The following is a 25,398-nucleotide window of genomic DNA, read 5'->3' on the forward strand; positions in this document are numbered from 1 at the left end:
ATTATCTACCTATCATTATAGACAACTTAGGCTACACACTTCAAGATATTAACTAAATAAAATCATACGGTGTGACCCCTTCCATTCCAATCATTGGGTCTACCTGTTCTTTTTGAACCATCGACGTAGTTAAATACTTTGGTTGCTCTACTTCCACTGGCTCTGACGTTGATTGCTCTTGATCAACTGGTTCTGATACTTGTATTTGGTTTACTTTTTCAGCTAAAACTTCTACTTGCGGATTAATTCGACGTTCTAAACTGGTATTTCGATTAGATGATTCATTGCTTACCGCTCTTTGGTAAGCATCAGGTTCACCCAACAAAATAATCGAATTGGACGCACGAGTTAGCCCTGTATATAAGAGGTTGCGTTGTAACATTCGATAGTATTGATGCACCATAGGCATAATCACCACCGGAAATTCACTACCTTGTGATTTATGAATCGAAATACAATATGCCAAGGTCAATTGTCCAAGGTCAGTTTTAGCATACGTAACCTCATTTCCATCATAGTCAACGACTAGATGAGCTCTGCCTTTGCCTTGCTTTTCCATAACGATTCCGGTAATTTCGCCAATATCACCATTAAAGATATTATTTTCAGGTGAATTAACCAATTGCAAAACTTTATCACCAATTCTAAAAGTTTGATTGCCAGATTCGATTTTCTTCGGTTTATCCGTTTGAGGTGGATTTAAAACTTTTTGTAGATGTCGGTTAATTTCATCTACTCCTGCACTACCTCGATACATCGGTGCTAAAACTTGAATATCATTCTTAGAAATCCCTTTATCTACAGCTTTTTGCGCGATTTGATCTATTGCGTCAACAATTTGATTAGCGTTGGCTAGAAAGAAGGATTTATCTTTTTTATTTTTGGTAAAATCTTCAGGTAATACCCCTTTTTGGATATCGTGGGCTAACTGAATAATCGATGAATCTTGTTCTTGACGATAAATTTTTGTTAACGAAATGGTTGGAATTTTACCACTTTTAATTAAATCATTAAATATTTGTCCTGGTCCAACTGATGGTAATTGGTCTTTATCTCCTACCAATACCACTTGCATATCTGGATTAATGGCATTAACCAACGTACTAAATAATCCAGTATCAACCATAGACATCTCGTCGATAACTAACAAATCGCCTTCAAGCTGCTTTATTTCATCATTCTGGAGATCGTCATTACCATTTAACCCTAGCAAACGATGAATAGTTTTAGCTGGTACATTCGTAACTTGGCTTAATCTTTTAGCTGCTCGACCAGTTGGGGCTGCTAACTGAATGGGGAATTTACTTTCCGTATATTCGTTAATATCCAACGAAATATCATTTAATTCTGCAAAGCTATTAATTAACCCCTTAACAATTGTAGTCTTCCCTGTCCCTGGGCCACCAGTAATAATTGTCAGAGGATGTGAAAGTGCAAGTTCAATCGCTGCATTCTGCGTATCATCATACTTTAAATTTAGATTCTTTTCAGCGGCTTTGATTGCCCGCTTAATACCTTTAACGTTCGAATTCGATTCACCGACCATGCGTTTAACGTTATAACTAATAGCGACCTCAGCATTATATAACCATTTCAGATAAATTTGGCCGTCCTCACCTACGACTTTTCCATCTTTACCTAGCTGTAAAACTTGATCTGCAATAGCTTCAGCATTTACAGCCGTACCTAAAAGCTTTCGGGCTTCTTGGAGTAGCATATCTGCCAAAATATAAGTATCACCTGTGGCATTACACCAAGTTTTAATTGCTTCTAAAATTCCTGCTTGAATTCGTTTTTCAAAATCCGGTTTAATATTTAAGCTAGCAGCGATAGCATCAGCTCGTTTAAAACCAATATTTTCGATATCCTCGACCAATCGGTAGGGATTCTCTTCAATGATGTTAATTGCATCCTCATGGTATTTATTTACGATACTACTAGCAATTTTTCCTGTAATCCCCATATCACTGAGCTTTATAAGGATATCCTCTAATCCATTGGACTGGTCCAAAACCGATACAATCATATCAATTTGCTTTTCTTTAAGGTTTAGACCGTTTAAAACTCCAGGGTCTTTCTTAATTTCATTAAGTGCATCCGATCCCAAAGCTTCAACAATTTTTTCAGCGGTTTTCGTTCCAATTCCTTTGAATTGTGATCCCGACAAATATGTAACAACACCATCTTCTGTATTTGGCATAAACGCTCGATATTGATTAGCTTGAATTTGCATACCATACTTAGGATGTGCAATTAGTTTTCCATTAAATTGATACTTCTGTCCTTCTTGTACGTCACCAATATTTCCAGTAACGACAATCTGCTCTTCGGACCAGTCAAAATCATCTTCTTCTACAGTAACCAGGAGCACTTTAAATAAACTATCTGGGCTCTCAAAAAAGACCGCACTAATTTCACCAATCAGTTCGACCATCTTATTTTGAGACTGCTTTTTTGGGTCAGCATCGCCAAATAAATTCATTTTCTCAAATGCCATTAAACATCTTCCTTAGATTCACTTAGTAATTTATCGATATCAATTAATCGTTGTTTGCTACTTTCAAAATACGTTTTATCAATTTTTTTTGCTTGTTCAAAATAAATGTTTGTTTTCTTTTTAGTTAACGTCATTTCAACTACGCCACGGTTAAATAGTAACTTAGCTGTATTTTTATTTTCTAACGCCGCATCATAATACTTTTGGGCCCTTGGAGCATCCCCTAGGGCTAAATTAACATCACCCATTAATTCATTTGTATCAGCATCGTGGGGATTCTGTTCTAACGCAGTTAGTCCAAAAGCAAAAGCTAATTTGTACTGACTTTGAGCATAGTAACCCTGAGCAATCATTAAATTAGCATCTTTTTTTAGATGTGCATCTTTAATAGTTTGAAATTCTACATTAGCCTTCTCATAGAGTCCAGATTCATAATAAACATTTCCCAAACCGTATGTTAATAAATCGACGCTATGCGAATCTTTAAATAAACCTCGAGCTTTTACTAAAAGTTCTTCAGCTTGGTCAAAACTTTGTTGCTTAACCAAAACCGTAGCTAACGCATAATAATTTTCAGCTTCTTGCGGATTTTGATCGATTTTATCAATCAAATCTTTAACTATATCTTGTTTTTTCTTATCTTCAGTCATTTTTTCACCTACATTAAATTACATCTGTTGGGTCAATGCGCTTCTTTAAGTAACTAGTATTATTCCAATCAACTAATTCAAAAGACTTTCCTAAGTCATTACTTGCTAGGACAGTCGTACTCGTATTGGCTAAACCGCCACGTTTCCTTAAATCAGCTAACGGAACCTCTAATAGTGAATTAATTAGAGCATTTAAAGCCGCTCCGTGGCTTACTATAATTACATTATCATTTTTAGCAGGATACTTTTCACAAATACGCAAAATAGTAGGTTTCATACGTTTTACTAAATGTTGAAAAGTTTCTCCCTTAATTTTGGTAGGATCATAACGATCTGGGTGGTTTCTGAATGCATCCACTTCATCTGTATATTCCCGCTCAACATCGACGAATTTCATTCCTTCCATAATACCTAGATTGAACTCTTTTAACCTACTAGAAATAGTAATTGGCGTTGGATAACCTTGTAATTCATCCAACTCATGTTGTAATGTCGTAGCTGTTACTCTAGCACGTCGTAAAGGACTGGCATAAATATGTTGAAATTTATTAGGTGCAAGAAAACTAGCTAATTGTGAAATTTCCGTGTAGCTTTCTTTCAATAGTGGAGAATCACCATTGGCACCTTGATAGCGTCCCTCTAAATTCCATTCTGTTTTACCGTGTCTAATAAAATATAATTTCGTCAAAATTCTTGTCCTTCTTTTACATAGTTACTAATAATTTTAACATTAAATGAATCCTAGGTTACCAAAAAACAAAAAAAGAACCAGACTAAGTCTGATTCTTTTTAAATTAGATGTATTGTAACATCTTCTTTTCACTATTGTATGCAGCATCAATGATTCCGCCACCAATACATTCCTCACCATCGTAAAGCACAAGTGCTTGTCCAGGAGTAATTGCACGAGCTGGATCATCAAAATCTACTGTAACTTTTGAAAAGTCTTCACTAAAATGAACTGTTACAGGTACATCTTGCGCACGATAACGGAACTTAGCTGTACAGCGGAAATCACGGCCTCGTTCTTCACCTAATTTATTCACAAAATGCATGTCAGATGCATCCAAACTAGCAGCATAAAGATGACTGTTTTCAAAACCTTGTCCAACGTACAAGATATTCTTAGAAAGATCCTTACCAACTACAAACCAAGGCTCGTTATTCTTAGATCCACCACCGATACCAAGTCCACGACGTTGTCCAATAGTATAGTACATTAAGCCAGCATGCTCACCCTTCACTTCACCATCGAGTGTCATCATCTTACCAGCCTTAGCTGGAAGATAATTTCCTAAGAATTCGCGGAAATTTTTCTCACCGATAAAGCAAATACCGACAGAATCCTTCTTATCATAAACTGATAGTCCAGCTTCTTCAGCAACCTTACGAACCTCAGGCTTAATCATTCCACCAAGTGGGAACATTACTCGATCTAACTGTTCAGCACTTAATTGACTTAAGAAGTATGTTTGATCCTTATTGCTATCTGTAGCTCGAAGGAGATGTTGGTGACCATTCTCATCACGCTCAACTTGGGCATAATGTCCAGTAGCTACGTAATCCGCACCTAAACTAATCGCATAGTCAAGGAAAGCTTTAAACTTAATTTCATTATTACAAATAACATCAGGATTTGGTGTACGTCCTTTTTTGTATTCATCTAAGAAATAAGTAAACACTCGGTCCCAATATTCCTTCTCAAAGTTAACAGAATAATAAGGAATACCAATCTTAGCTGCAACTTTTGCAACATCTTTATAATCTTCGGTAGCTGTACAATACCCATTTTCATCAGTATCATCCCAGTTTTTCATGAAAACACCTACTACATCGTATCCCTGCTGCTTTAGCAAGTATGCAACTACAGATGAATCCACACCACCACTCATACCAACAACGACACGTGTCTTACTGTTGTCAGTCATATTTATCACCATCATTTCTATCAGATTCTGGAGAATCTACGATTGAAGGTCGCATAAATCCAGTAAAATCCATTTTATACCAAACACTTATTAAATTCCACCATTAACAAAAAGTTAGTAACTATTTTTTAGCCAATACTTCTCTTTCAAGTAATTCTTGAATCAAAAAATGGTACTGTTCAACTAATGGTGCATCCTGTTCCCGACTAAAAATGTTAACACTTTGCATTCCATTAGCTGTGGTTGTACTCATTTTAAATCCAGAGAAATCTGGTTTAATCATTATCTTTAATTTAATCCCTTGGTTAAAGGGTGAAGTTGAATCTAACGAACGTTCTAAAACGAATGTCCCATTATTCTTAGTTGTGAATCCTAAGTCTAATAAAGTATATTTTTTTATATTAGCATTTAACGTGTAAATGACATTATCGCCCTTAACATTCACTTCTTTAGTAAAAGCCATCTGAACCCCTCGCTTCTATTTATTGCTTATTTGTTTTAATCGTTGTTCAATTGCTACAATCTGATCACACAGATACTCAATATCTTCTTCCGTAGTCTTTTTACCGAAGCTAATTCGAATCGATTCACTAATGCGAGGTGAATCCTCACCATACATCGCCGTCAATACATGTGATGGTTCTAAGCTTCCAGCGGTACAAGCTGATCCACCTGATATAGCGATTCCGGCAAGATCAAGGTTAGTTTGCATTACGTAAGTTGAAACTCCCTTCAACCAAATGTTAAAAACATGTTGGAGGTTGTTTTCATCTAACGAACCATTGATTTCAAATTCAATTTCATTTTCTTTTAAAGTTTGAATGATTTTTTGCTTAAAACCGGCATAACGAGCCTGCAATTGATTCTTTTGGTCTGCATCAAGCAAACTAACAGCCTTAGCAAATCCAGCAATATTGGCAACATTTTCTGTACCTGCACGCCGCTTGTCTTCTTGTTCGCCGCCTAATATAAAGCTATCGAAATTAACTTCGTTGTTTTTATACAAGAAGCCCATCATTTTTGGACCGTTCAACTTGTGGGCTGAAGTTGATAATAAATCAATGTGGTCACGCTTAACATCAATATCTACTAACCCGTAGGCTTGTACTGCATCGGTATGCAATACTGCTTGATGATTTTTCAATATTTCACCAATTTCATGAATTGGCATATGGCTACCAACTTCATTGTTACCAGTCATAATACTTACTAAGATTGTTTGGTCATCTAGCGCATTTTTAAATTCATCCAAACTAATCAATCCATTTTGATCGACCCCTAAATAAGTAACTTCAAATCCCATACTTTCTAAACGACGCATGGGGTTCAAAACTGATGGATGTTCAATTGCAGTAGTAATAATTTTTTTACCTTTATCTTGATTACGTAAAGCGACTTGTGTAATGGCAGTGTTATTACTCTCCGTGCCACCGCTAGTAAAGATAATTTCATCATCATTCGCATGAATACTTTGTGCGATTATATGCCTAGCTTCGTCAAGTGTAGCTCGAGCTCGACGACCGAAGCCATGTAAACTAGATGCATTACCCCAGTTATTTAATAATTCATTAGATATTACTTCAACTACCGCGGCATCCGTTGGCGTTGTAGCTGCATTATCTAAATATACTTGTTGCATTATTTATTCCCTTCCATCTTAAATAAATCAATCAGCATTGATGCGGAGCGCTTTCCAGCGTCAATAATAAATTCGTCAAAAGAAACATCCGCATCATCACTACCGGTATCAGACATAGCACGTACCACAATAAATGGTTTGTCAAATTGATGAGCCACCTGTCCGACTGCCGCACCTTCCATTTCACAACATAAAGCATCTGGAAAGTTTTTTAGAATAGTTTTAACTTTATCAGCACTAGCAATAAATTGATCACCAGTAACAATTAGACCTTTTTTTGTATTTAAATTACGATTCTGAGCTGCTAATTCAAATTGATGAATCAATGACGCATCAGCCTTAAATCTAGCACTGTCTTGTTGTGGGAGTTGACCATATTCATAGCCAAATGCTGTTGCATCTACGTCGTGGTACGCCACTTCAGTTGATAGCACCACGTCTCCAACTTCTAGTCCTTCCCCAATTCCGCCTGCAGAACCTGAATGAATTAAGGCATCTGCGTTAAAATTGGTAACTAAAATTGCTGCTGTAATTCCAGCCTCAACTTTACCGATTCCCGAACGCACCAGAACTACATCTACATTACTAATTTTTCCTTCATAAAAAATGATTCCATTGATATTGGTTTCTTTTTCAAGTTCTAGCGTGTCAAGAAGCGTCTTAATTTCTTCTTCCATGGCACAAATTACACCATATTTCATACTTTACTCACCTATCCTACAAAAAATAAAATTAAGAAAACTAATATGATTCCAATTCCTAATCCTGCTATTGCGATGTTTAACTTCTTAGCCAATGCCCGGCTTTTTGCTTCCGACTGTTCGTCTGGATTGAAGCGCTGATCTTTAGTCTCACGCTGTTTTCTTTGGCTACGTGATAATTCTTCATCTACAGTTTGCTCTGCATCTATTTGTTCTGTTTCTTTTTGCAAACTCCTTTGATATTCAGCACGAGTTTGTTTTTTCTTATCCAAAGCCTCACCTACTTAATGTTAGCCTTCCAATAATAAATGGCTAAAATTGTTTTTGCATCTTCAATTTTACCTTCAGCGACAGCTTTTAATGCCTCATCCAATGAAAGTTCAAAAATATTTAAGTTTTCACCTTGATCACGAGGAAGTTCCTTAGTGACTTTCTTTAAATTGGTTGCTTTATACAAAGTCATATATTCATTTGAAAAGCCTGGAGCAGAATAAAAACCGTTAATTTTTTCAATCTTCCCAGCTTCATAGCGGGTTTCTTCGTTCAACTCTCGTTTGGCTGTCTCAAGTAAATCTTCACCCGGTTCAACTTTACCAGCTGGGATTTCAATTGTTAACTTGCCAATTGGTGTACGCCATTGTTCTTCAAAGATTGCCTTACCGTCATTGGTTAAGGCTAAAACTCCCACAGCTCCTTGGTGCTTAACAACATCTCGATTAGCCAATTCGCCGTCTGGTAATTTCACCGTTTGTTGATAAACATCAATAACTTCGCCTTTATATCTTGAAATAGACTCTACTACTTTTTCTTCAAAACTCATTATTATTCAACCTCCTCACGAAAAACTTTAACCGCGATTAACCCTTTAGGTCCATCTGCAAGCATTAATTTAACCTTTTCACCGACTTCTAAAGTTTTATAATCTTCAGATTGAATGACCGTGTAATGCGCGAATACTTTATCTCCACTAGCTGTTTCAATAAATCCATACCCTTTTTCTTTATCAAAGCTTTCTACTGTTCCAGTTTCCAAAATTTAAGCTCCTTTTTTATGTTTGTCATACTACCATCATAATGGTGGAAAACACTTCTGTAAATTAAAAATGATTAGGTTACTCGCCTAATCATTCTTAATTAACTATTTTTCTTCAAATCCTTCAGTAATTGCTTCAGGGTAATTTTCAGTAACGATTTGGGCACAACTAGCACATAGCGTAGCAAAGTGTTCGTCTGAACCAACATCAGTTTTTGTCATTCGGCAACGTTCGCAAACTTCCCCTTGAGCAGGTGTAATTTCGACTGCTAATTGATCATCAAAAATTGCTGCATCTTTTGGAGCTTCTGATAATGCCTTTACTTCTAATTGTGAAACAATCAAAATCAAACGTAAATCAACCCCTAATGTATCTACTAATTGCTTAGTGGATTCGTCTAGGTATAAGGTAGCCTTAGCTTCCATTGATTTACCAATCATTTTACTATCGCGAGCTTCTTCAAGCGCCTTTAATACATGTGAGCGCAGTTCCTTAATACTTTGCCATTTACTTAGTAAATCTGCACCATCCGTATAGTTAGCAACTTCCGGCATTTCAGCTAATTGAACAAATTCTTCTGGTTCACGAAGGTATTCCCAAATTTCTTCTGCTGTATGTGGCAAAATTGGTGTAATTAGTTTTGTTAACCCAACCAGAATTTTGTAGAAAACAGTTTGCATAGAACGACGTTTCAAACTATTTTCAGGTTCAATATAAACGACATCTTTAGCGAAGTCTAAATAGAATGCAGATAGATCCGTAATAATATAATTCAACAATGTTTTGTAGATGTCGATAAAGTCATAGTTATCATATGAAGTACGAATCTTACTAATTAATTCATTGAACTGAACTAGCATATAACGGTCTTCTGGACGCAATTCATTATAATCTACGCCATTTTCCTTTGGATCAAAATCAGATGTATTTGCAAGTAAGTAGCGAACGGTATTGCGAATCTTCTTATATGATTCAGAGGCCTTTACAAAGTTTTCTTGAGAAACTCGGACGTCTGATGAAGAATCAATTGAAGAAACCCAGAGACGAATGATTTCAGCACCCATCTTCTTATTAATTTCATCAGGAACAATGGTATTACCAAGTGATTTACTCATCTTATGGCCCTTACCATCTAAAGTAAATCCTTGTGAAATAACTTTTTTATAAGGAGCCTTGCCTGACACAGCCACGCTTGTAATCAAACTAGAATTGAACCAACCACGGTACTGATCAGAACCTTCCAATACCAAGTCAGCTGGGTATTCAAGATAATCGCGTTGTGCCAAAACTCCTTGATGAGATGACCCTGAATCAAACCAAACATCCATAATATCATTTTCTTTAGTAAACTCGCCATTTGGTGAATGCTCGTTGGAGTAGCCTTCTGGAAGAAGATCCTTTGCTTCCCATTGGAACCAAATATCCGAACCATTCTTCTCGAATAAATCTGCAACGTGATTAATCGTTTCTTTTTCAAGAATTGGTGTACCATCTTCAGCATAGAAAATTGGCAAAGGAACTCCCCAAACACGTTGACGAGAGATAACCCAATCACCACGATCCCGAATCATATTGTGAAGCCGCTTTTGACCCCAGTCAGGAAGAAATTCAACATCTTCAATAGCTTCCAAAATCTGATCACGAATCTTATCTACAGATGCAAACCATTGAGGCGTTGCGCGGAAAATGATTGGTTTCTTAGTCCGCCAATCAAATGGATAACTATGCACATAGTCCATTTGTTTTAATAAAGCATTAGAAGCTTTTAATTTGTCCAATGCAATTGCATTAGCATCTTCATAAAAGACACCTTCAAAATCTGGTCCAGCTTCAGCTGTCATGTAGCCACGATCATCTACTGGTACAAAAATATCTAATCCATATTCCTTACCTACACGGAAGTCATCTTCACCAAAACCTGGTGCAGTATGAACTAACCCAGTTCCAGAATCCAAAGTAACAAAATCACCTAACATAACAACTAGTTCGCGATCGTTATCAAATGGATGGATAGCCTTGATACGGTCTAATTCACGGCCACGGATAACTTGAAGGGTTTGAACATCTTCCCAACCAAATTGTTCCGCAGCATAATTTAAACGATCTGTAGCAATCACAAATTTACGATCTTCACCGGCTGGTTGAACAACTGAATAATCAAAACCAGCATCAATCGTAATTCCTTCTGAAGCTGGGATTGTCCAAGGTGTCGTTGTCCAAACTACAAAATAAGTGTTTTCATCAAGAACGCCTTTTCCGTCATTAACTTTTTCTGCGTAAAATGCAGATGGTGAAGTAACATCATGATATTCTACTTCTGCTTCGGCCATCGCTGATTCAGATGACCATGACCAGAATACCGGCTTCTTACCACGATAAATTAATCCGAGCTCGGCCATTCGACCAAATGTTCTAATTTCTTGTGCTTCAAATTCCGGATTAAGTGTCAAATATGGATGATCCCATTCAGCCGAAATACCTAAACGTTTAAAATCAGTACGTTGTTTATCAACCTGTTTTAACGCATATTCATGACATAGCTTTCTAAAATCAGCTGTAGACATTTTTTTTCTGTCATAGCCTTCCTTAGTAAGCTGTTGTTCAATTGGAAGTCCATGGGTATCCCAGCCGGGAACGAACGGGCTTCTAAAACCACTCATTGACTTGTAACGAACAATAATATCTTTTGAAATCTTATTCATGGCATGTCCCATATGAATATTTCCATTTGCATATGGAGGCCCATCATGTAAAACGAAGGATGGTTTGCCTTCATTTAATTTTTGACGTTGTTCATAAATTTTATTTTCAGCCCAGATATCTTCACGTTTTTGCTCATTAACTGGAAGATTTCCACGCATTTTAAATTTTGTTTTTCCAAGGTTTAATGTATCTTTAACTCGCACTAAAACCACTCGCCTTTCCAAGTAAAATAAAAAGACTCCATCCCTTAACAGGGACGAAGTCTTCGCGGTACCACCCAAATTTAAAGACCATTAAATGGTCTTCCTCTTTGTAGCACTTAACGGTTGCCAACCGACTAGATTTACTGAATTTCAATCTAGCACTCAAAAGTGATCAACCTTCAAATTACATACTGACCTCCCACCGTCGTCAGCTCGCTAAGATGCTACATTTTGAAGATTCTTCTTTTTTAACGTTTTATTCTTTTGGTTTAACATGGAATCCTTCACTAGTTGGATTACCATTCTCATTATTGTAGTCTTCTGGGAAAACTACAACGGTTTGTTGATCATCTTGTACTTCAGGTTCAACTGCTGGAGTATCTGGAGTAACTTCGACAACTTCTTCTGAGTGTACACTCTCATCTTGGAAGTTGTCAAGCGTACCACTATTACGCATGGCTTCTTTAATTTCACCAATGGTGAGTAGTTCATCTGAACTAAGCAGATTATCCCAGTCGCGTCCCTTAATCATTTGAAGTTGTGACTCTAGTAAAACTTCAAATTTTTGACGGAAACTACGAGCTTGCTTCTTCAAATCATCAGTAGCAATTACAACCTTTTGAGCTTTACCAGCCGCTTCACCGATGTAACTATCAGCTTTCTTATGAGCCGCATCAATTACTGACTTAGCCTCTTTCTGGGCTTCTTTAGAAGTAAATTCGGCTTCGCGTTTTGAACTGATTTTGACTTTATCAGCTGCATCTTGTGCCACCATAATTGACTTATTGAGGGATTCTTTCATCTCATCAAAATAATCAATTCGACTTTTAGCCTCGTTAAGTTGTGAACGAAGTGTATCGATTTCATCATGAAGACGACGCTGTTCAAACGCAACTTCGTCTAAAAATTCATCAACTTCGACTGGATTGTATCCTCGCATTTTATTTGAAAATTGTTTTTGTTGTATATCTTGTGGTTCAATTGACATTTTAATAAAACCCCCATAACTCACTATCTAGTTTTGATTATATCCAGCTGGATCTTAAGTTTATCTTTTTTTGTTTTTCCAAGAATATCAACAAGTTTTATCCTACCATATTTTCGAACTGAAATAACATCATTTAACGCAATTAAAGTATCAGCTTTCTCATCAATCATCCAATTTAATTGAACTAAACGTTTTTCAATCAGTTCTTTCACTCGATGACGAGAGATCGAAAATCCTGTTGAAATAATTGAATCCATTCTTAAAGATGCTACAGTCTGGTTAACAGGCTCCCAATCATCTTGAACTTTTAAAATATCATTTGTTGAAGTAGGAATCAATTTAACTTTTATTTTACCAATTCGATCAATTTCATTTAAAAAGAAATTTTCTAATTCTCCATTGACAGCAAATTGCCAGCGTTCTGCTTGATGAACTATATCACCAAAAGTACTTCGTTTAATACCAGCATTAACCAATGTTCCTAAAATCTGACGATGTTCTAAATCTGTAAAATTAATTGGATAATTAATTTCAAAGATTCTAACAGAAAAATCATCTTCCGCAGGAACAAAATAATCTGGTGTAATCAATGCTCGCTTATTTTCTGCCTCGCTAAACCCTCCATTAAAATAAACCTTTAGTTCAGGAAATCGATTAACTAGGGTTTGGAGAATATGTTGTTCTCGGGGATTTAAAAAATTAGTTAAAATTGGACGATTTTGATCTAAAGCCTCTTGGAGTGAAGATGAAAAGCTCTCAATTAATTCCTGCTCTTCTTTTCTAAAATGCTGTGTAATTTGATTATCCATAGTTAAATTACACCAAGCATTAAGGTTTCAAGAAAAACTAATCCATTTGCACACAGTTCAAGAACTAACAAAGCTAATATCGGCGAAAAATCTATTCCAAAGATAGGTGGAATAAATCTAAACCAACTCATATAAGGCTGACAAATTTTAGTAAGCAACTTTCCCAAGCCGGATTGATAAGCTCCTGGAAGCCAAGACATCAAAACCCACACAAAGATTGCTAACATATACAATTGAATGGCCCAATGTAACAATTGGAAGATTACTGTAATCATTATTTTCTATCACTCATTTCAATATTTTGTCCTAATTGCAATAAACGGGCTTGAGCTTAGCCCAAACCCTTTTATTATATTTTATTTGCCACGACGTTTGAAAAATGGAGGTGTATCCAATGAATCATCGTCAGAGCTAATATTGTTATTATCGTTAAAAGCGTTGAATTCTTTCTTTTCAACATTTCTAAAACTATCGTTATCGCGTGAAGTAGGACGAACCCCATTTGAAGCATTTGATTGACGTAATTGCCAGTCACCAAATGGATCATTAGCAGCTTGAGTAGGTTGTTCACTATTAGATGACGTGTTTAAACTTTCTGTAGAACCAGCACCGCGAATTTCAGTATTATTTGAAACATTTGTTGTAGTAGTATTTACGCTACTGCTTGGTGTTTCAAAAGAGGTGCGTGCTGGTTGACGGTGTAAAGACGCTCTACCAGCTTTTTTATCAATACCTGTAGCAATTACAGTTACTCGTACCCCATCTTGTAAATCATTATCAATAGAAGTACCGAAGATGATATTTACATCATCATTAGCTGCTTCCGTAACAATTTGTGAAGCTGCTTGTGCTTCAAATAATGAAAGGTCTGGACCACCAGTAATATTAAGAAGAACTTGTTCAGCACCATCAATTGATGTTTCGAGCAGTGGCGATGAAATAGCCTTCTTTGTAGCCTCTTCTGTTCTGTTTTCGCCGCTAGCTGAGCCAATTCCCATAAGAGCTGATCCTTGATTTTGCATAACTGTCTTAACATCAGCGAAGTCCAAGTTAACGTAGCCAGGTGATGTAATCAAATCAGAGATACCTTGAACACCTTGACGTAATACATTATCAGCTTCGTTAAATGCTTCCATCATTGGAGTTTTCTTATCAACTAAATCTAGTAAGCGGTTATTAGCAATGATAATAAGCGTATCAACATGTTCTTTAAGATTTGCAACACCTTCTGCTGCAAATCGAGCACGTTTAGGTCCTTCAAATGTAAATGGACGTGTTACCACACCCACCGTTAAAGCACCTTGCTCTTTGGCAATTTGAGCTACCATAGGTGCAGCACCTGTACCGGTACCACCACCCATTCCTGCTGTAACAAAAATCATATCTGCTCCTTCAAGAGCAGAGGAAATGGTTTGTTGACTTTCTTCAGCGGCCTTAGCACCAACATCAGGTGTTGAACCGGCTCCTAGACCTTTAGTTAACTTAGGTCCTAATTGAATCTTAACGTCTGCGTTTGAAGCTTGTAAAGCTTGAACGTCAGTGTTAGCAACGATAAATTCTACTCCCTTTACGCCTTCAGCGATCATGCGGTTAACGGCATTCCCACCACCGCCACCAACACCAATTACCTTGATGTTTGCGCCTGTACTTTTACTTTCGTCCATTGAAAATTCCATGTTAATTCCTCCATCGATTAGTTAGTCAAAGAAATCACTAAACCATTTTTTGATACCATCGAAGCGATTTGAGTTTGCTGTGCTTGATGATGAATTATTAGTTGTTGGCTTAGGCCGTTCTTGTTGTGATTCGGGACGTCTCTCTGATGATTTTGTGCGTTGTTTAAATTTAGGCTTTTCATCAACAACATCATCTTGCAGTGTTTCTGATACGGTTCTTTCGCTTGAAACCATTGCTGTTTTAGCTAAAATCTCAACATCGCTCATGCGACCTTCATAATTCAAAATAGCAAGAGCTTGCGCAAAAGCAGGATGTCTTAGACCCATTTGATCTGGAACATATAGTTTAGCATTTGTTTCAAAAATTCTTTCAACTAACGTTTCGATTCCAGGAAGGGCAGCTCCCCCGCCGGTAATGACGACACCACCCGGCATATCCAGAGCCCCTACTTTTTCTAATTGTTTTTTTATGTTAGTTAATATTTGTTCCATTCGAGCTTCAATAATTTCACTTAAATATTTCTCAGTAACTGCAACCGGTTCATTTTGACCAACAACATTTACTGGAAATGCATCACTACTTGCTTGATCAGCAACAGCATAACCATACTGTTGTTTAATTTGTTCTGCATTATCTAACGAAGTATTTAATACTACCGAGATATCTTTAGTTACAAATTGTCCGCCTTCTTGTTCAACGAACGTGTACTTAAGATGATGATCATGGATCACAGCGGCAGTTGATTGTCCTGCACCCAAATCAAGAGTAATCGTACCAAAATCTTGTTCACCATCATTTAAAATTGTTCTGCCAAGAGCCAGTGGACTAACGACTACATCTACTAATCCTAAACCAGCTTGACGGATTGCGCTCTTTAAATTATGAATAATGGTCTTAGGACCAGTAATCAATCCCCCATTCATCTCAAGTCGAACACCGACCATTCCACGAGGGTCTTTAATGCCATCAAAACCATCAACGATAAATTCGTCAGGTAAAACATCAACCACTTCCTGTTCGGGAGGAAGATTATGTACTGAAGCTGCATTTGAAACTTCAACTACATCTTGATTTCCAATCTCCCTTGAGCTATCTGAGATAGCTATCATACCTCTGACAGGTTCTATTCTTAATAAATTAGCTGGAATACCAGCTACTACGTCGTGGATTTGAATATTTGCCTTGCGTTCTGCAGACTCAACGGCCCTTTTAATTGCAATTGAGGCTTTGTCGATATCAACAATAACACCACGATTTACACCATCTGAGGGCTCTCTTCCCACACCAATAACGTTCATTTGTCCTTTGACATATTCAGCAACAATAACTTTTATTGAGGTGGTTCCAATATCCAGTCCAACGTAAATTCCTGAATTATCCATAATAAAGGAACCTCCTAGTCGTTTAACCGTTTCTTATATATATATTCATCACATATATTAAACAGTTTACCATATTAATATCAATTCTTGTATAAAAATAGGAAATACTTATTCATAAACAATTATTTTTTTAATCAGCTCCAAAACTGATAGTTTTTCAATTAAAAAACTTATTTTAACGCAACCAATAGCACTTAAAAATCGTTTGACCCTTTAGTGGATTAAACGATTTTTATCTAAGAGCATCTTATCCATCTTAAGTTTCAATTTGATGTTAAGAATAAATTAACAGATTTATTAATCTATATCTTGTTGAGTATTTACTGTACTTTCAGCATTTGAGCTTTCTAAGTCTTCTTTACTTTGTGAGCTTGCTGAATTAATTGTTTCGGTTGAATCTGCTGAAGCACTGGTAGAATCGGCACTTTCACTATTTTGTGTCGTTTTTTCCTGCTTTTTAGCTTTGCTACTAGATTCGGCACTTTTAGACGATTCACTGGCTGCTTTAGCCTCATCTGTCCAACCGCTAGGTCTAGAAAAAGCTCCTACTTGTAAATCAACCATTCCCCGTTCTTTCATACTTGCTGAAATTTCGGGGTAATACTTCATTTTTTTAGCAAACGTACTCATAATAGCGTACACTTGATTTCCATCATTCATGAAAAAATGTAGACGATCCTTAACATTTTTAGTCGGTGAAAAATCGACTTCTGCTACATCATTTTGAACACTATTTGGCATCTGGGCATATTCCTTCAAAAACTTTTTAAGTGTACTATTTTCTTGGAAATTTCTGAAGATTGGGTAATCCGAACTTGGTTGACTAACACTCTTCCTAACAACCGAACCATCTTGTTTTACGGTGTAATAAGTCTTGTTTCTTATTACATATCCCATGACCGCGTTTTCTTTAACTTTAATTTTAACTTTGCCACTCCATGAAATGGATACGGTAGCATCTTTGATGTCTGTATTTTTCTTTAAAAGATTATTTTCAAATTTTCCTTCCTTAAATATGGAAGTTAAAATTACATCATTTTTTTTGATAGACACATTTTTTAAAATTTTAGCAGTGGAAACACGCTTATTACCGCTTACACTAAATTTTTGAACTCGACTAATTGAAGAATAAAAATAACCAAAAAATAAGGCGATCACTATCAACGTACTTCCAATTAATATTCCCAGTTTTTGTCTGGAAAGCCGTTGTTCTTTTACTATTCTTTTGGTGCCTTTTTTATTTGATTTTTTAACCTTGTTTCGATTATTTCTTCTAAAAGAAGCTTGAGGTTCGCGTGGATTTTTCGAAGTGGCTTTGCGTTTCCGCTTAAATCTGCTTCTACTATTTGCATTATGTTCTTTTTGATATTTGGCCCACGGAGTTAATTCTTCATCCTTCTTCTTTTTCATCTTACTACCTATATCTACTTACTAACCGATTTCAAAACATCATAAAGATTTTCAGCAGCACGTGGTTGACCCATTTTCTTAGCGTTTTCTGCCATTACGTTTCGAAATTTCTGATCTAGCATCAATGTATCAAGCGTATTAATCAATGCTTCGGAAGTAAGATCACTTTCTTTGATAATCTCTGCTGCATCATTATTAACCAGACTCATTGCATTTTTTGTTTGATGATCATTGGTTACATATGGGCTAGGAATTAAAATTGACGGTATTCCTAAAGAAGTAATTTCTGCTAAACTAGTTGCTCCAGCTCGCCCCACAATTACTTCCATATTGGAAAGAATTTCTGGCATATTTGCAATGTAAGGTAAAATAGCTATTTTGCCTTGATATTTAGCCAAATCAATATCTTTGGTTAAACGTTCGAAATGAACTCTTCCTGTTACAAATATTGTTTGATATGGACGTTCCATTAATTCTTCCAAGGTGTCGATAGTGACCTGATTAATCTTCTCAGCTCCACGGCTTCCACCAAAAATCAATACGGTAGGCACCTTATCGTCTAGACCAAATTGACTTAGTCCACTTGGTTTAATCTGTGCTACTTCAGTAGCGCGAGGATTACCAGTTAACACAACTTTCTTGGTAGGAAATTGACTTGCAGCCGCCTCAAACGAAATAGCAATTTTTTTAACGAACTTACTCAAAAACTTATTGGTAACGCCAACCACACTATTTTGTTCGTGAATCACAGTAGGTACACCCATCATACTAGCTGCAAATACAACCGCACCACTAACGTAGCCCCCCGTTCCCAAGACTACATCTGGTTTAAATTCCTTAACCATCTTACGCGCTTTAACCACGCTACTTAAGAAAAGTCCGATTGTCTTAAAATTTTCAAGTGAAAGTGAACGTTTGAATCCTTGGATATTTATGGTTTTAAAATCAATTCCACTATCTGGGACAATTTTACTTTCTAATCCCTTACTTGTACCAACGTACAAAATCTGTGAATCAGGTTCACTTTGTTTAACTTGTTTAATCAGTGCTAGGGCTGGATAAATATGTCCACCAGTTCCACCACCAGAAACCATCAGTCTCATTTAATTATTCCCCTTTATGTAAATTTTGAACTGCTGCAATAAATTCGTCACCACGTTCTTCAAATGTTTTGTATTGATCCCAACTAGCCGCTGCCGGTGAAAGTAAGATAATATCCCCTTCTTTACTATCTTGATACGCTATTTCAACCGATTCACTTACTCTAGAACTATCTTTAATTACTGAAATACCGGCTTTTTGAGCTATTTTTTTGAATTTCTCAGCAGTTTCGCCATTAACAATAACTTCTTTTACATTTGGCTCTAAGTCTGGAATTAAACGATCTAAATCGTCATGTCGGTCTAATCCACCTGCAATTAATATCACTGGTTTTTTAAAAGAACGTAAGGCTACTTGGGTAGCTTCGATATCAGTCGCTTTAGAATCATTATAGAATTGACGCCCATTGAGGTTTTCAACATATTGAATTCGATGTTTTACTCCACCAAAAGTTGTCAAAACTTGTTTAATATGAGCTGTGCTGACTTTTTCGATTTTAGCTACTGCGATAGCGGCTAGTGCATTTTCGACATTTTGTTCACCAGGAATTCCAATTTCATCGGCTTCCATAATTAATTCATCTTTAAAATAAAGTTTGCCTTCAATTTCGTACGCACCGCTCTTAGTCAGTCCTTGACGTGAAAACGGAACTACTTTCGCCTGAGTTCTTTTAGCTAGTTCTTGCCATTCAGTATTATCCCAATTGATTACCAAGAAATCGTCCTTGGTCTGATTCTTAGTAATATTCATCTTGTCATTAACGTAGTTTTCACGTGTTTTATGCCAGTCTAAGTGACTAGCAAAAATGTTATTCAAAACTGCAATATGTGGATGAAGTCGATCAATACCAGCTAACATAAAGCTAGATAATTCCATCACTATTTTATCTTCTGCAGTGGCCTTTTGAGCAACTGTTGTAGCAGGAACTCCAATATTTCCGGCAACATAAGCATGTTTTTTATTATCGTCAAGCATCAATTGAATTAGCGTTGTTACGGTTGTTTTCCCGTTACTTCCTGTAACCCCGATCAACTCACTATCCATTACCCAGTATGCTAATTCAGGTTCAGAAACAATTTTTATACCTCTGGCTTGTGCGTCGACTAGAACGGGATTTGTATAAGGAATGCCCGGATTTTTAACAATCAACTCAATTTTATTTTGACTTAAAATATTGGTTGGATGTTCCCCTAGTACCATCCGGATACCTTTGTTCTCAAGCTTTTCAATTAATTCTTGTGGCTGATTAGCGTTAGCATCATTAACTAAAACATTTGCTCTTAATCTATGTAATAAAAGAGCGGCGCTTATTCCGCTCTTGGCCATTCCTAAAACTAGAACATTTTTATCTTCCAAATCTTCTACTGACTTCATCATTAAAGACTCCCTATAAAATACTAATTAACGTAATTATGGATCCGATTAAACCAACTATCCAAAATACAATATCTACTTTCCATTCGCTCCAACCTAACATTTCAAAATGATGATGAATCGGACTCATTTTAAAAATACGATGTCCAGTTAATTTAAAAGAAAGTACTTGGAGAATAACACTTAAAGTTTCTAGTACAAAAACAATCCCGATTAAAATCAATGATAATTCCTGATTTAAAAGAATTGAGACAGCTGCCAAAGCTCCCCCTAAGGCAAGAGATCCCATATCACCCATAAAAATTTTAGCTGGTTTATGGTTAAAAACTAAGAATCCTAGCATTGAGCCCACTACTGCCATACAGAAAATCATTACTGGAATATTTTGTTGGTGAGCTGCAATAATTGCATACGTTCCAAAAGCAATCGTCGATAATCCTGCTACTAATCCATCTAATCCATCTGAAAGATTTACGGCATTGGAAAATCCAGTTAACCAGAAAATAACAAACAATGCATACCAGCCGCCTAGGTGCCAAATACCTAAGCCAGGGATATTTAATTGTAATGCCACTCCAGTCTCCTTAATCACTAGAAAGAAAATTAGTCCTCCAATAATTTGTCCTAAAAGCTTTTGCCAAGCTTTAAAACCTTCATTTTGGCGCTTTAACAACTTAATACTATCATCCCAGCAACCAATCAATCCAAATTCAACTAAAACAAAAAGTAACATTAAAAGGCTCACTTTTGCCCCGTGGAAAATCACACCAGTTACTAAACTAGCAATAATGATAGCAATGATAAACACCATTCCACCCATGGTTGGTGTTCCAGATTTTTTTTGATGCCATTTAGGTCCCTCTTCACGAATCATCTGTCCTTCATTCCGGACTCTAAAGTAATTGATAAATTGGGGCATCCCCACTAATGTTACTAGCGCACCTAGTATTAAAGCTGTTCCATTAATCATTTTTCTCTCCTAATCTCTACTTCTTAAGACTTACAGTCATGGTCATGCCAGATTTTATTGGCCCACCCTTGGCCACCGATTGCCCAGAAACAAAACCATTCCCGCTATATTTCACATCAATATCAAACATGTTAGCTAATTTTATAACATCATTTTTTGACCACCCTGTAAGATCAGGCATAGTTATGGTTCCACCAGTGTCTAAGATAATTCGTTGCCCCACTAGAATACTACTTCCTGCACTCTCGGATTGTTCTTTAACAGTTTGCCCATTTCCTAATGTAACAACTGCCACATTCTTCTTACCCAATTCTTTTTTGGCTTCAGAAGCATCCTTGCCAACTAAATTAGGTACTTCAATTGAGCTGTCGAGCTTTGACTTATCAGTTTCCTTATCCTGTTCAAGGGCTTGTTTCATCACTGGACCAAATATTTCATCAAGTAATTGTGTGGCAGTTTTATCTTTGAGCACTGGCTTTTTCATCGTAATGTACATTATGTACTTAGGATTTTTGGCCGGGGCCATCCCAGCGACTGAATACAGATAACTGTCATCGCCCATTGAATATCCTCCACTTGCATTCGCAACTTGGGCAGTACCTGTTTTAGCTGCAATTTTATAACCTTTAATTTTGAAGTTTGAGCCGATACCATATGGTTTGTATACTACATCCTCCATTAGTTTTCGAACCTTTTTAGCAGTACTAGCCTTAATTGGCCGTCCTACATCTTTTGTCTTCATTTTATAAGTTGTTTTACCAGTATTCGGATCAACTACCTTTTTGATAAATTGAGGCTTAACCATTTTTCCATTATTAGCAACTGCTGTAAAACCTTGTAACATCTGGATTGCGGTCACATTGATTGCTTGACCGAAAGCTGTATTAGCTTGTTCAATCGGATAGTCGAATTGAATACTACCTTTAGATTCGCTTTCCAAACCAGAATTAGTGGATTGCAACAGTTTAAAACGATTAATGTATTTCTTCCATGTCTTAGCTCCCATATTTTGTTCTAAGTGAGCCATAGCGACGTTACTTGATAAGGCAAATCCTTTTGCGTAACTAATTACGCCCCACCCTTCTGTCTTCCAATCTGGAACAACTTTACCATCGATGGTATAGGTTCCAGAACGATAAGTGGCATCCGAGTCAAAATTACCACTATCAATGGCCGCAGAAGTAGTAAAGATTTTCATGGTTGAACCTGGTTCAAAAGTATCCTGAACTAGCGCATTATTCCATGCTTTAGAAAGTCCTTTTTTAGTTGAAGCATTAAAGGTTGGTCGTTGTGTTGTGGCTAAAATTGCTCCCGTTTTGGCATTCATAATTGTTGCGCTAATTGCCTGTGATTCCGATTCTGATTGAACCTTACTTACCACATTTTCCATGATGTTTTGTAAACGCTGGTCAATAGTAGTATAGATTGTGCTTCCGTCGCGTGCTGGACGCTCAGTCTGGGATCCTGGGAGCTGGTAGCCAAACTTATCTTTTTGCAACGATTGTTCACCATCAGTCCCCGTTAAAGTTTTGTTACTCATTTTTTCAATTCCCATAACGCCAGAAAGTTGAGTCGCATCATTTTCCTTTTGTTGAGATTGTTGAGCAAATCCAATCAAATTTGAAGCAAAAGTTCCATTGGGATATAACCGAGCTTCAGATGAAACAAAGTTAATTCCGTTTAATTTTTCTTTTTCTATTTTTTCTTTAGTCGCCACAGAAATATTGCTTCCCGCATTTCCAAATTCAACTTGGAACGTTTTACTATTGCTGGGACTAAGAGTTTTTAAAGCCTTGTGATAGCTAATTGGTAGATATTTGCTAAGTACTTTAGCCGTCTTTTTCTTATTGGTGACATAAAGCGGCTTGTTATTTGCTCCTACCTGCTTCTTACTTACAACTGCGTAAACTGAATATGTACTTGTGTCTTCGGCAATCGGATTGCCATTCGTATCTAAAATAGATCCTCTTTTGGCTTTAATTGTTTTATTATCGGTATACAAACGCTTTGCTTGACTACTTAAGTTAACACTTTCGACAGTGCCACTTACGGCAATATAAGAAAAGCGCCCAACAATAACTATAAATACTCCAATCACAATCAATAATAGCCATTTACCAAACATTTTCCGATTGTGTTGAGTTTCCGTAGTACCAGTTGTTCGCTTTTTTCGGTTCATCATTTATTTACATTCCTTATATTCTCAGAGTTGAGAGAAAGGCCTGCCTTTTTAGCAATTTTGTTCAACCGACTTTGGTCAGACAATTGATTAATTTCCTGTTCCATAATCGTATTTTTACTTGATAAGGCCGTCGCTTTCTCTTGAGTTGTTTCAAGATTATGTTGTGCAGTAGATAATCCTATTTTACCAGAAACAACTGTTAGCATTAACCCCACTAGAATAAAACCACAAATTGTTATCAAAATCTTTTCAAATTTTGAAAGTGGTAATTGCCTAGCAGTTACAACCTCACGTGCTCTTTTTAATTCTTTTTCACTAATGCCCGTAATTACTGTGTCGTTAATTAATTTTGTTCTACGTCCAGCATAATTATTTTGAGCCATTGGCGTCTATCCCTTCTATAACTTTTCGATAATTCTTAGTTTTGCGCTATGTGATCTTCTGTTTTCTTCAAGTTCATCTTCAGAAGGAATAATCGGCTTCCTATTGATCAACTTGTATTTTGGTTTCATATCATCTGGGATAATTGGCAGTCCAGCCGGTAAATCACCAATCTCAGTTTGTTCTTTAAACATTCTCTTTACTAACCGATCTTCTAATGATTGGAAAGTAATAACCGAAATACGTCCTGCTGGATTCAAAATTTGTAGGGCTTGTTCCAATGATTCTTCTAAAGCACCCAATTCATCATTAACCGCAATTCGAATGGCCTGGAAAATCTTTTTAGCAGGATGTCCACCCGTTCGCCTTGCTGCCGCCGGGATTGCGCTTTTAATTAAATCGGCTAGTTCACCAGTAGTTTCAATGGGCTTTTCTTCGCGAGTACTTTCAATTTTTCGAGCAACTTGCTTAGAATATTTTTCTTCTCCATATCTAAAGAAAATTCGTACTAAATCGTTATAGCTCCATTCATTAACAACTTCTCTAGCATTCAATTTTTGAGTTTGATCCATACGCATGTCTAAAGGAGCATCAAATCGATAACTAAATCCTCGTCCTGCGTCGTCAAATTGGGGTGATGAAACGCCTAAATCGTATAAAACGCCATCAACTCCATCAATCCCCAAGTGGTTTAATTCATTCTTTAAATTACGAAAATTTGATTTTACAAAAGTAACTTGTCCCTTAGCAACATATTCTGCTAAATTTTTTTGATTGTAATCAATTGCCGTTTGATCTTGGTCAAATGAATAGAGGTGACCATTTTCTCCCAACTTAGACAAAATTAGTCTACTATGTCCACCGCCACCTAGGGTGCAGTCTACATAAATACCATCTTCTTTTACATCTAAGCCGTTAACGGTCTCTTCTAAGAGAACCGTTGTATGTTTAAATTCCGTCATATTTATCACAATCCAAAGTCAATTAAATTTTCGGCGATATCGTCGAAGTTTTCTTCAGTTTCTTCAATAGTTTCTTCCCAGCGGGCTTTATTCCATATCTCAACTCGATTAGAAACCCCCACCAGGACACATTCTTTTTGTAATTCCGCATGTAATCTCAGTTTTTTAGGAATAATAATTCTTCCTTGCTTATCAAAATCACATTGGACAGCATCTGCAAACATAAAACGTACAAATGCACGATTATTCTTCTTATTAGAAGGTAGTTGACTGAGCTTCTCCTCAACTAGACGCCATTCAGACAAAGGATAGACAAATAAGCATCCATCCAGCCCTCTCGTAACAACAAAGTTGCTATCCAGTTGATCTCGAAATTTAGATGGAATGATTAGACGTCCTTTTGAATCAAGTGAATGCTCAAATTCACCCATGAACATGAAACCGCCTCCGTCAACTAAATCTATAACAATATTACCACTTCCCCCCACTTTCCACCACTTAAAACCCGAATGTTTTTCTTTTATTTGAAAAAAATTAACATACTTAGAAAAAGTATGAATTTATCAATAGTTCTTAGCCATAAAAGTAATCATTTCGAGGTGGGGATTTTTTCTAATTTGCCTTAAAAATACACTTATTGTAAAATTATCCTAAGTCAATCAAGAAAGTAGTGTTTTAAATGTATAATAAAAAGAAAAAGAAAAGCGGTTTACAAAAAACCATCATGATTTTTGTTTGGATTATGATTATCTTGACCTTGGGAAGTGTGCTTTACGCTCCTCTGGCTCAATTGTTTGGTGCAAATTAA

General features: G+C 36.6%; 25 protein-coding genes and 1 other annotated feature. Of the genes, 1 reads left to right on the forward strand and 24 read right to left on the reverse strand.

Annotated elements, in window-relative coordinates; translation table 11 throughout:
* Positions 1-52: 52 nt before the first annotated feature.
* The 24 genes from recD2 to mraZ form a co-directional block, all read right to left on the reverse strand.
* Complete coding sequence (gene recD2 / locus PEPE_RS05650; protein WP_011673533.1) at positions 53-2,497, reverse strand: SF1B family DNA helicase RecD2; 2,445 nt, start codon at positions 2,495-2,497, stop codon at positions 53-55.
* On the reverse strand, positions 2,497-3,147 hold the full coding sequence (locus tag PEPE_RS05655; protein ID WP_011673534.1) for a tetratricopeptide repeat protein: 651 nt from the start codon (positions 3,145-3,147) through the stop codon (positions 2,497-2,499). The genes recD2 and PEPE_RS05655 overlap by 1 nt, the downstream gene beginning before the upstream one ends.
* A gap of 13 nt (positions 3,148-3,160) precedes the next feature.
* A complete protein-coding gene (locus PEPE_RS05660) occupies positions 3,161-3,835 on the reverse strand; it encodes a histidine phosphatase family protein (RefSeq protein WP_011673535.1) in 675 nt (224 codons plus the stop codon).
* A gap of 106 nt (positions 3,836-3,941) precedes the next feature.
* A complete protein-coding gene (mnmA, locus tag PEPE_RS05665) occupies positions 3,942-5,087 on the reverse strand; it encodes a tRNA 2-thiouridine(34) synthase MnmA (protein WP_301233043.1) in 1,146 nt (381 codons plus the stop codon).
* A 109-nt stretch (positions 5,088-5,196) separates the two neighbouring features.
* On the reverse strand, positions 5,197-5,538 hold the full coding sequence (locus PEPE_RS05670; protein WP_002833479.1) for a DUF1831 domain-containing protein: 342 nt from the start codon (positions 5,536-5,538) through the stop codon (positions 5,197-5,199).
* Positions 5,539-5,553: 15 nt separating this feature from the next.
* Positions 5,554-6,714 (reverse strand): cysteine desulfurase family protein, encoded by a 1,161-nt coding sequence (locus PEPE_RS05675; protein WP_002833480.1) that lies wholly within the window; start codon positions 6,712-6,714, stop codon positions 5,554-5,556.
* Positions 6,714-7,415 carry a 5'-methylthioadenosine/adenosylhomocysteine nucleosidase gene (locus tag PEPE_RS05680; protein ID WP_002833481.1) on the reverse strand — a complete coding sequence of 234 codons (702 nt, stop codon included), beginning with the start codon at positions 7,413-7,415 and terminating at the stop codon, positions 6,714-6,716. Before PEPE_RS05680 ends, PEPE_RS05675 begins: the two co-directional genes overlap by 1 nt.
* Positions 7,416-7,426: 11 nt before the next feature.
* Positions 7,427-7,687, reverse strand: coding sequence for a hypothetical protein (locus PEPE_RS05685; protein ID WP_002833482.1), 261 nt, complete (start codon positions 7,685-7,687; stop codon positions 7,427-7,429).
* Positions 7,688-7,695: 8 nt separating this feature from the next.
* Entirely contained in the window at positions 7,696-8,235 is a 540-nt protein-coding gene (locus tag PEPE_RS05690) for an NUDIX hydrolase (protein ID WP_002833483.1), read from the reverse strand.
* 2 nt (positions 8,236-8,237) lie between these two features.
* A complete protein-coding gene (locus PEPE_RS05695; protein ID WP_011673536.1) occupies positions 8,238-8,447 on the reverse strand; it encodes a cold-shock protein in 210 nt (69 codons plus the stop codon).
* A gap of 105 nt (positions 8,448-8,552) precedes the next feature.
* Positions 8,553-11,354 (reverse strand): isoleucine--tRNA ligase, encoded by a 2,802-nt coding sequence (gene ileS / locus PEPE_RS05700; protein WP_011673537.1) that lies wholly within the window; start codon positions 11,352-11,354, stop codon positions 8,553-8,555.
* 46 nt (positions 11,355-11,400) lie between these two features.
* Positions 11,401-11,615: a binding site (T-box leader), on the reverse strand.
* Positions 11,611-12,342 carry a DivIVA domain-containing protein gene (locus PEPE_RS05705; RefSeq protein ID WP_002833486.1) on the reverse strand — a complete coding sequence of 244 codons (732 nt, stop codon included), beginning with the start codon at positions 12,340-12,342 and terminating at the stop codon, positions 11,611-11,613. Its footprint overlaps the feature before it by 5 nt.
* Positions 12,343-12,365: 23 nt before the next feature.
* Positions 12,366-13,151 carry a YlmH family RNA-binding protein gene (locus PEPE_RS05710; RefSeq protein WP_011673538.1) on the reverse strand — a complete coding sequence of 262 codons (786 nt, stop codon included), beginning with the start codon at positions 13,149-13,151 and terminating at the stop codon, positions 12,366-12,368.
* Positions 13,152-13,153: 2 nt separating this feature from the next.
* Positions 13,154-13,426 carry a YggT family protein gene (locus tag PEPE_RS05715; protein ID WP_011673539.1) on the reverse strand — a complete coding sequence of 91 codons (273 nt, stop codon included), beginning with the start codon at positions 13,424-13,426 and terminating at the stop codon, positions 13,154-13,156.
* A gap of 81 nt (positions 13,427-13,507) precedes the next feature.
* Positions 13,508-14,827, reverse strand: a complete 1,320-nt coding sequence (gene ftsZ / locus PEPE_RS05720; protein ID WP_002833489.1) for a cell division protein FtsZ — start codon at positions 14,825-14,827, stop codon at positions 13,508-13,510.
* 21 nt (positions 14,828-14,848) lie between these two features.
* Positions 14,849-16,210: a cell division protein FtsA gene (ftsA, locus tag PEPE_RS05725; protein ID WP_011673540.1), complete on the reverse strand. Its 1,362-nt coding sequence runs from the start codon at positions 16,208-16,210 to the stop codon at positions 14,849-14,851.
* 297 nt (positions 16,211-16,507) lie between these two features.
* Positions 16,508-17,620, reverse strand: a complete 1,113-nt coding sequence (locus PEPE_RS05730; RefSeq protein WP_011673541.1) for a cell division protein FtsQ/DivIB — start codon at positions 17,618-17,620, stop codon at positions 16,508-16,510.
* A 14-nt stretch (positions 17,621-17,634) separates the two neighbouring features.
* Positions 17,635-18,723, reverse strand: coding sequence for an undecaprenyldiphospho-muramoylpentapeptide beta-N-acetylglucosaminyltransferase (gene murG, locus PEPE_RS05735; protein WP_011673542.1), 1,089 nt, complete (start codon positions 18,721-18,723; stop codon positions 17,635-17,637).
* Positions 18,724-18,727: 4 nt separating this feature from the next.
* Positions 18,728-20,095 (reverse strand): UDP-N-acetylmuramoyl-L-alanine--D-glutamate ligase, encoded by a 1,368-nt coding sequence (murD, locus tag PEPE_RS05740; RefSeq protein ID WP_011673543.1) that lies wholly within the window; start codon positions 20,093-20,095, stop codon positions 18,728-18,730.
* 13 nt (positions 20,096-20,108) lie between these two features.
* The gene (gene mraY / locus PEPE_RS05745; RefSeq protein WP_002833494.1) at positions 20,109-21,065 is read right to left on the reverse strand and encodes a phospho-N-acetylmuramoyl-pentapeptide-transferase; all 957 of its coding nucleotides are present in this window, start codon (positions 21,063-21,065) and stop codon (positions 20,109-20,111) included.
* Positions 21,066-21,081: 16 nt separating this feature from the next.
* The gene (locus tag PEPE_RS05750; RefSeq protein WP_002833495.1) at positions 21,082-23,247 is read right to left on the reverse strand and encodes a penicillin-binding transpeptidase domain-containing protein; all 2,166 of its coding nucleotides are present in this window, start codon (positions 23,245-23,247) and stop codon (positions 21,082-21,084) included.
* On the reverse strand, positions 23,244-23,630 hold the full coding sequence (gene ftsL, locus PEPE_RS05755) for a cell division protein FtsL (RefSeq protein ID WP_002833496.1): 387 nt from the start codon (positions 23,628-23,630) through the stop codon (positions 23,244-23,246). Before ftsL ends, PEPE_RS05750 begins: the two co-directional genes overlap by 4 nt.
* 15 nt (positions 23,631-23,645) lie before the next feature.
* Positions 23,646-24,590 carry a 16S rRNA (cytosine(1402)-N(4))-methyltransferase RsmH gene (gene rsmH / locus PEPE_RS05760; RefSeq protein WP_011673544.1) on the reverse strand — a complete coding sequence of 315 codons (945 nt, stop codon included), beginning with the start codon at positions 24,588-24,590 and terminating at the stop codon, positions 23,646-23,648.
* A gap of 5 nt (positions 24,591-24,595) precedes the next feature.
* Positions 24,596-25,027, reverse strand: coding sequence for a division/cell wall cluster transcriptional repressor MraZ (mraZ, locus tag PEPE_RS05765; protein ID WP_002833498.1), 432 nt, complete (start codon positions 25,025-25,027; stop codon positions 24,596-24,598).
* Positions 25,028-25,269: 242 nt separating this feature from the next.
* Here mraZ and PEPE_RS09135 point away from each other — a divergent pair, with 242 nt between their 5' ends.
* A complete protein-coding gene (locus PEPE_RS09135; RefSeq protein ID WP_011673545.1) occupies positions 25,270-25,398 on the forward strand; it encodes a DUF4044 domain-containing protein in 129 nt (42 codons plus the stop codon).

The organism is Pediococcus pentosaceus ATCC 25745, from assembly GCF_000014505.1.
GTDB lineage: Bacteria > Bacillota > Bacilli > Lactobacillales > Lactobacillaceae > Pediococcus > Pediococcus pentosaceus.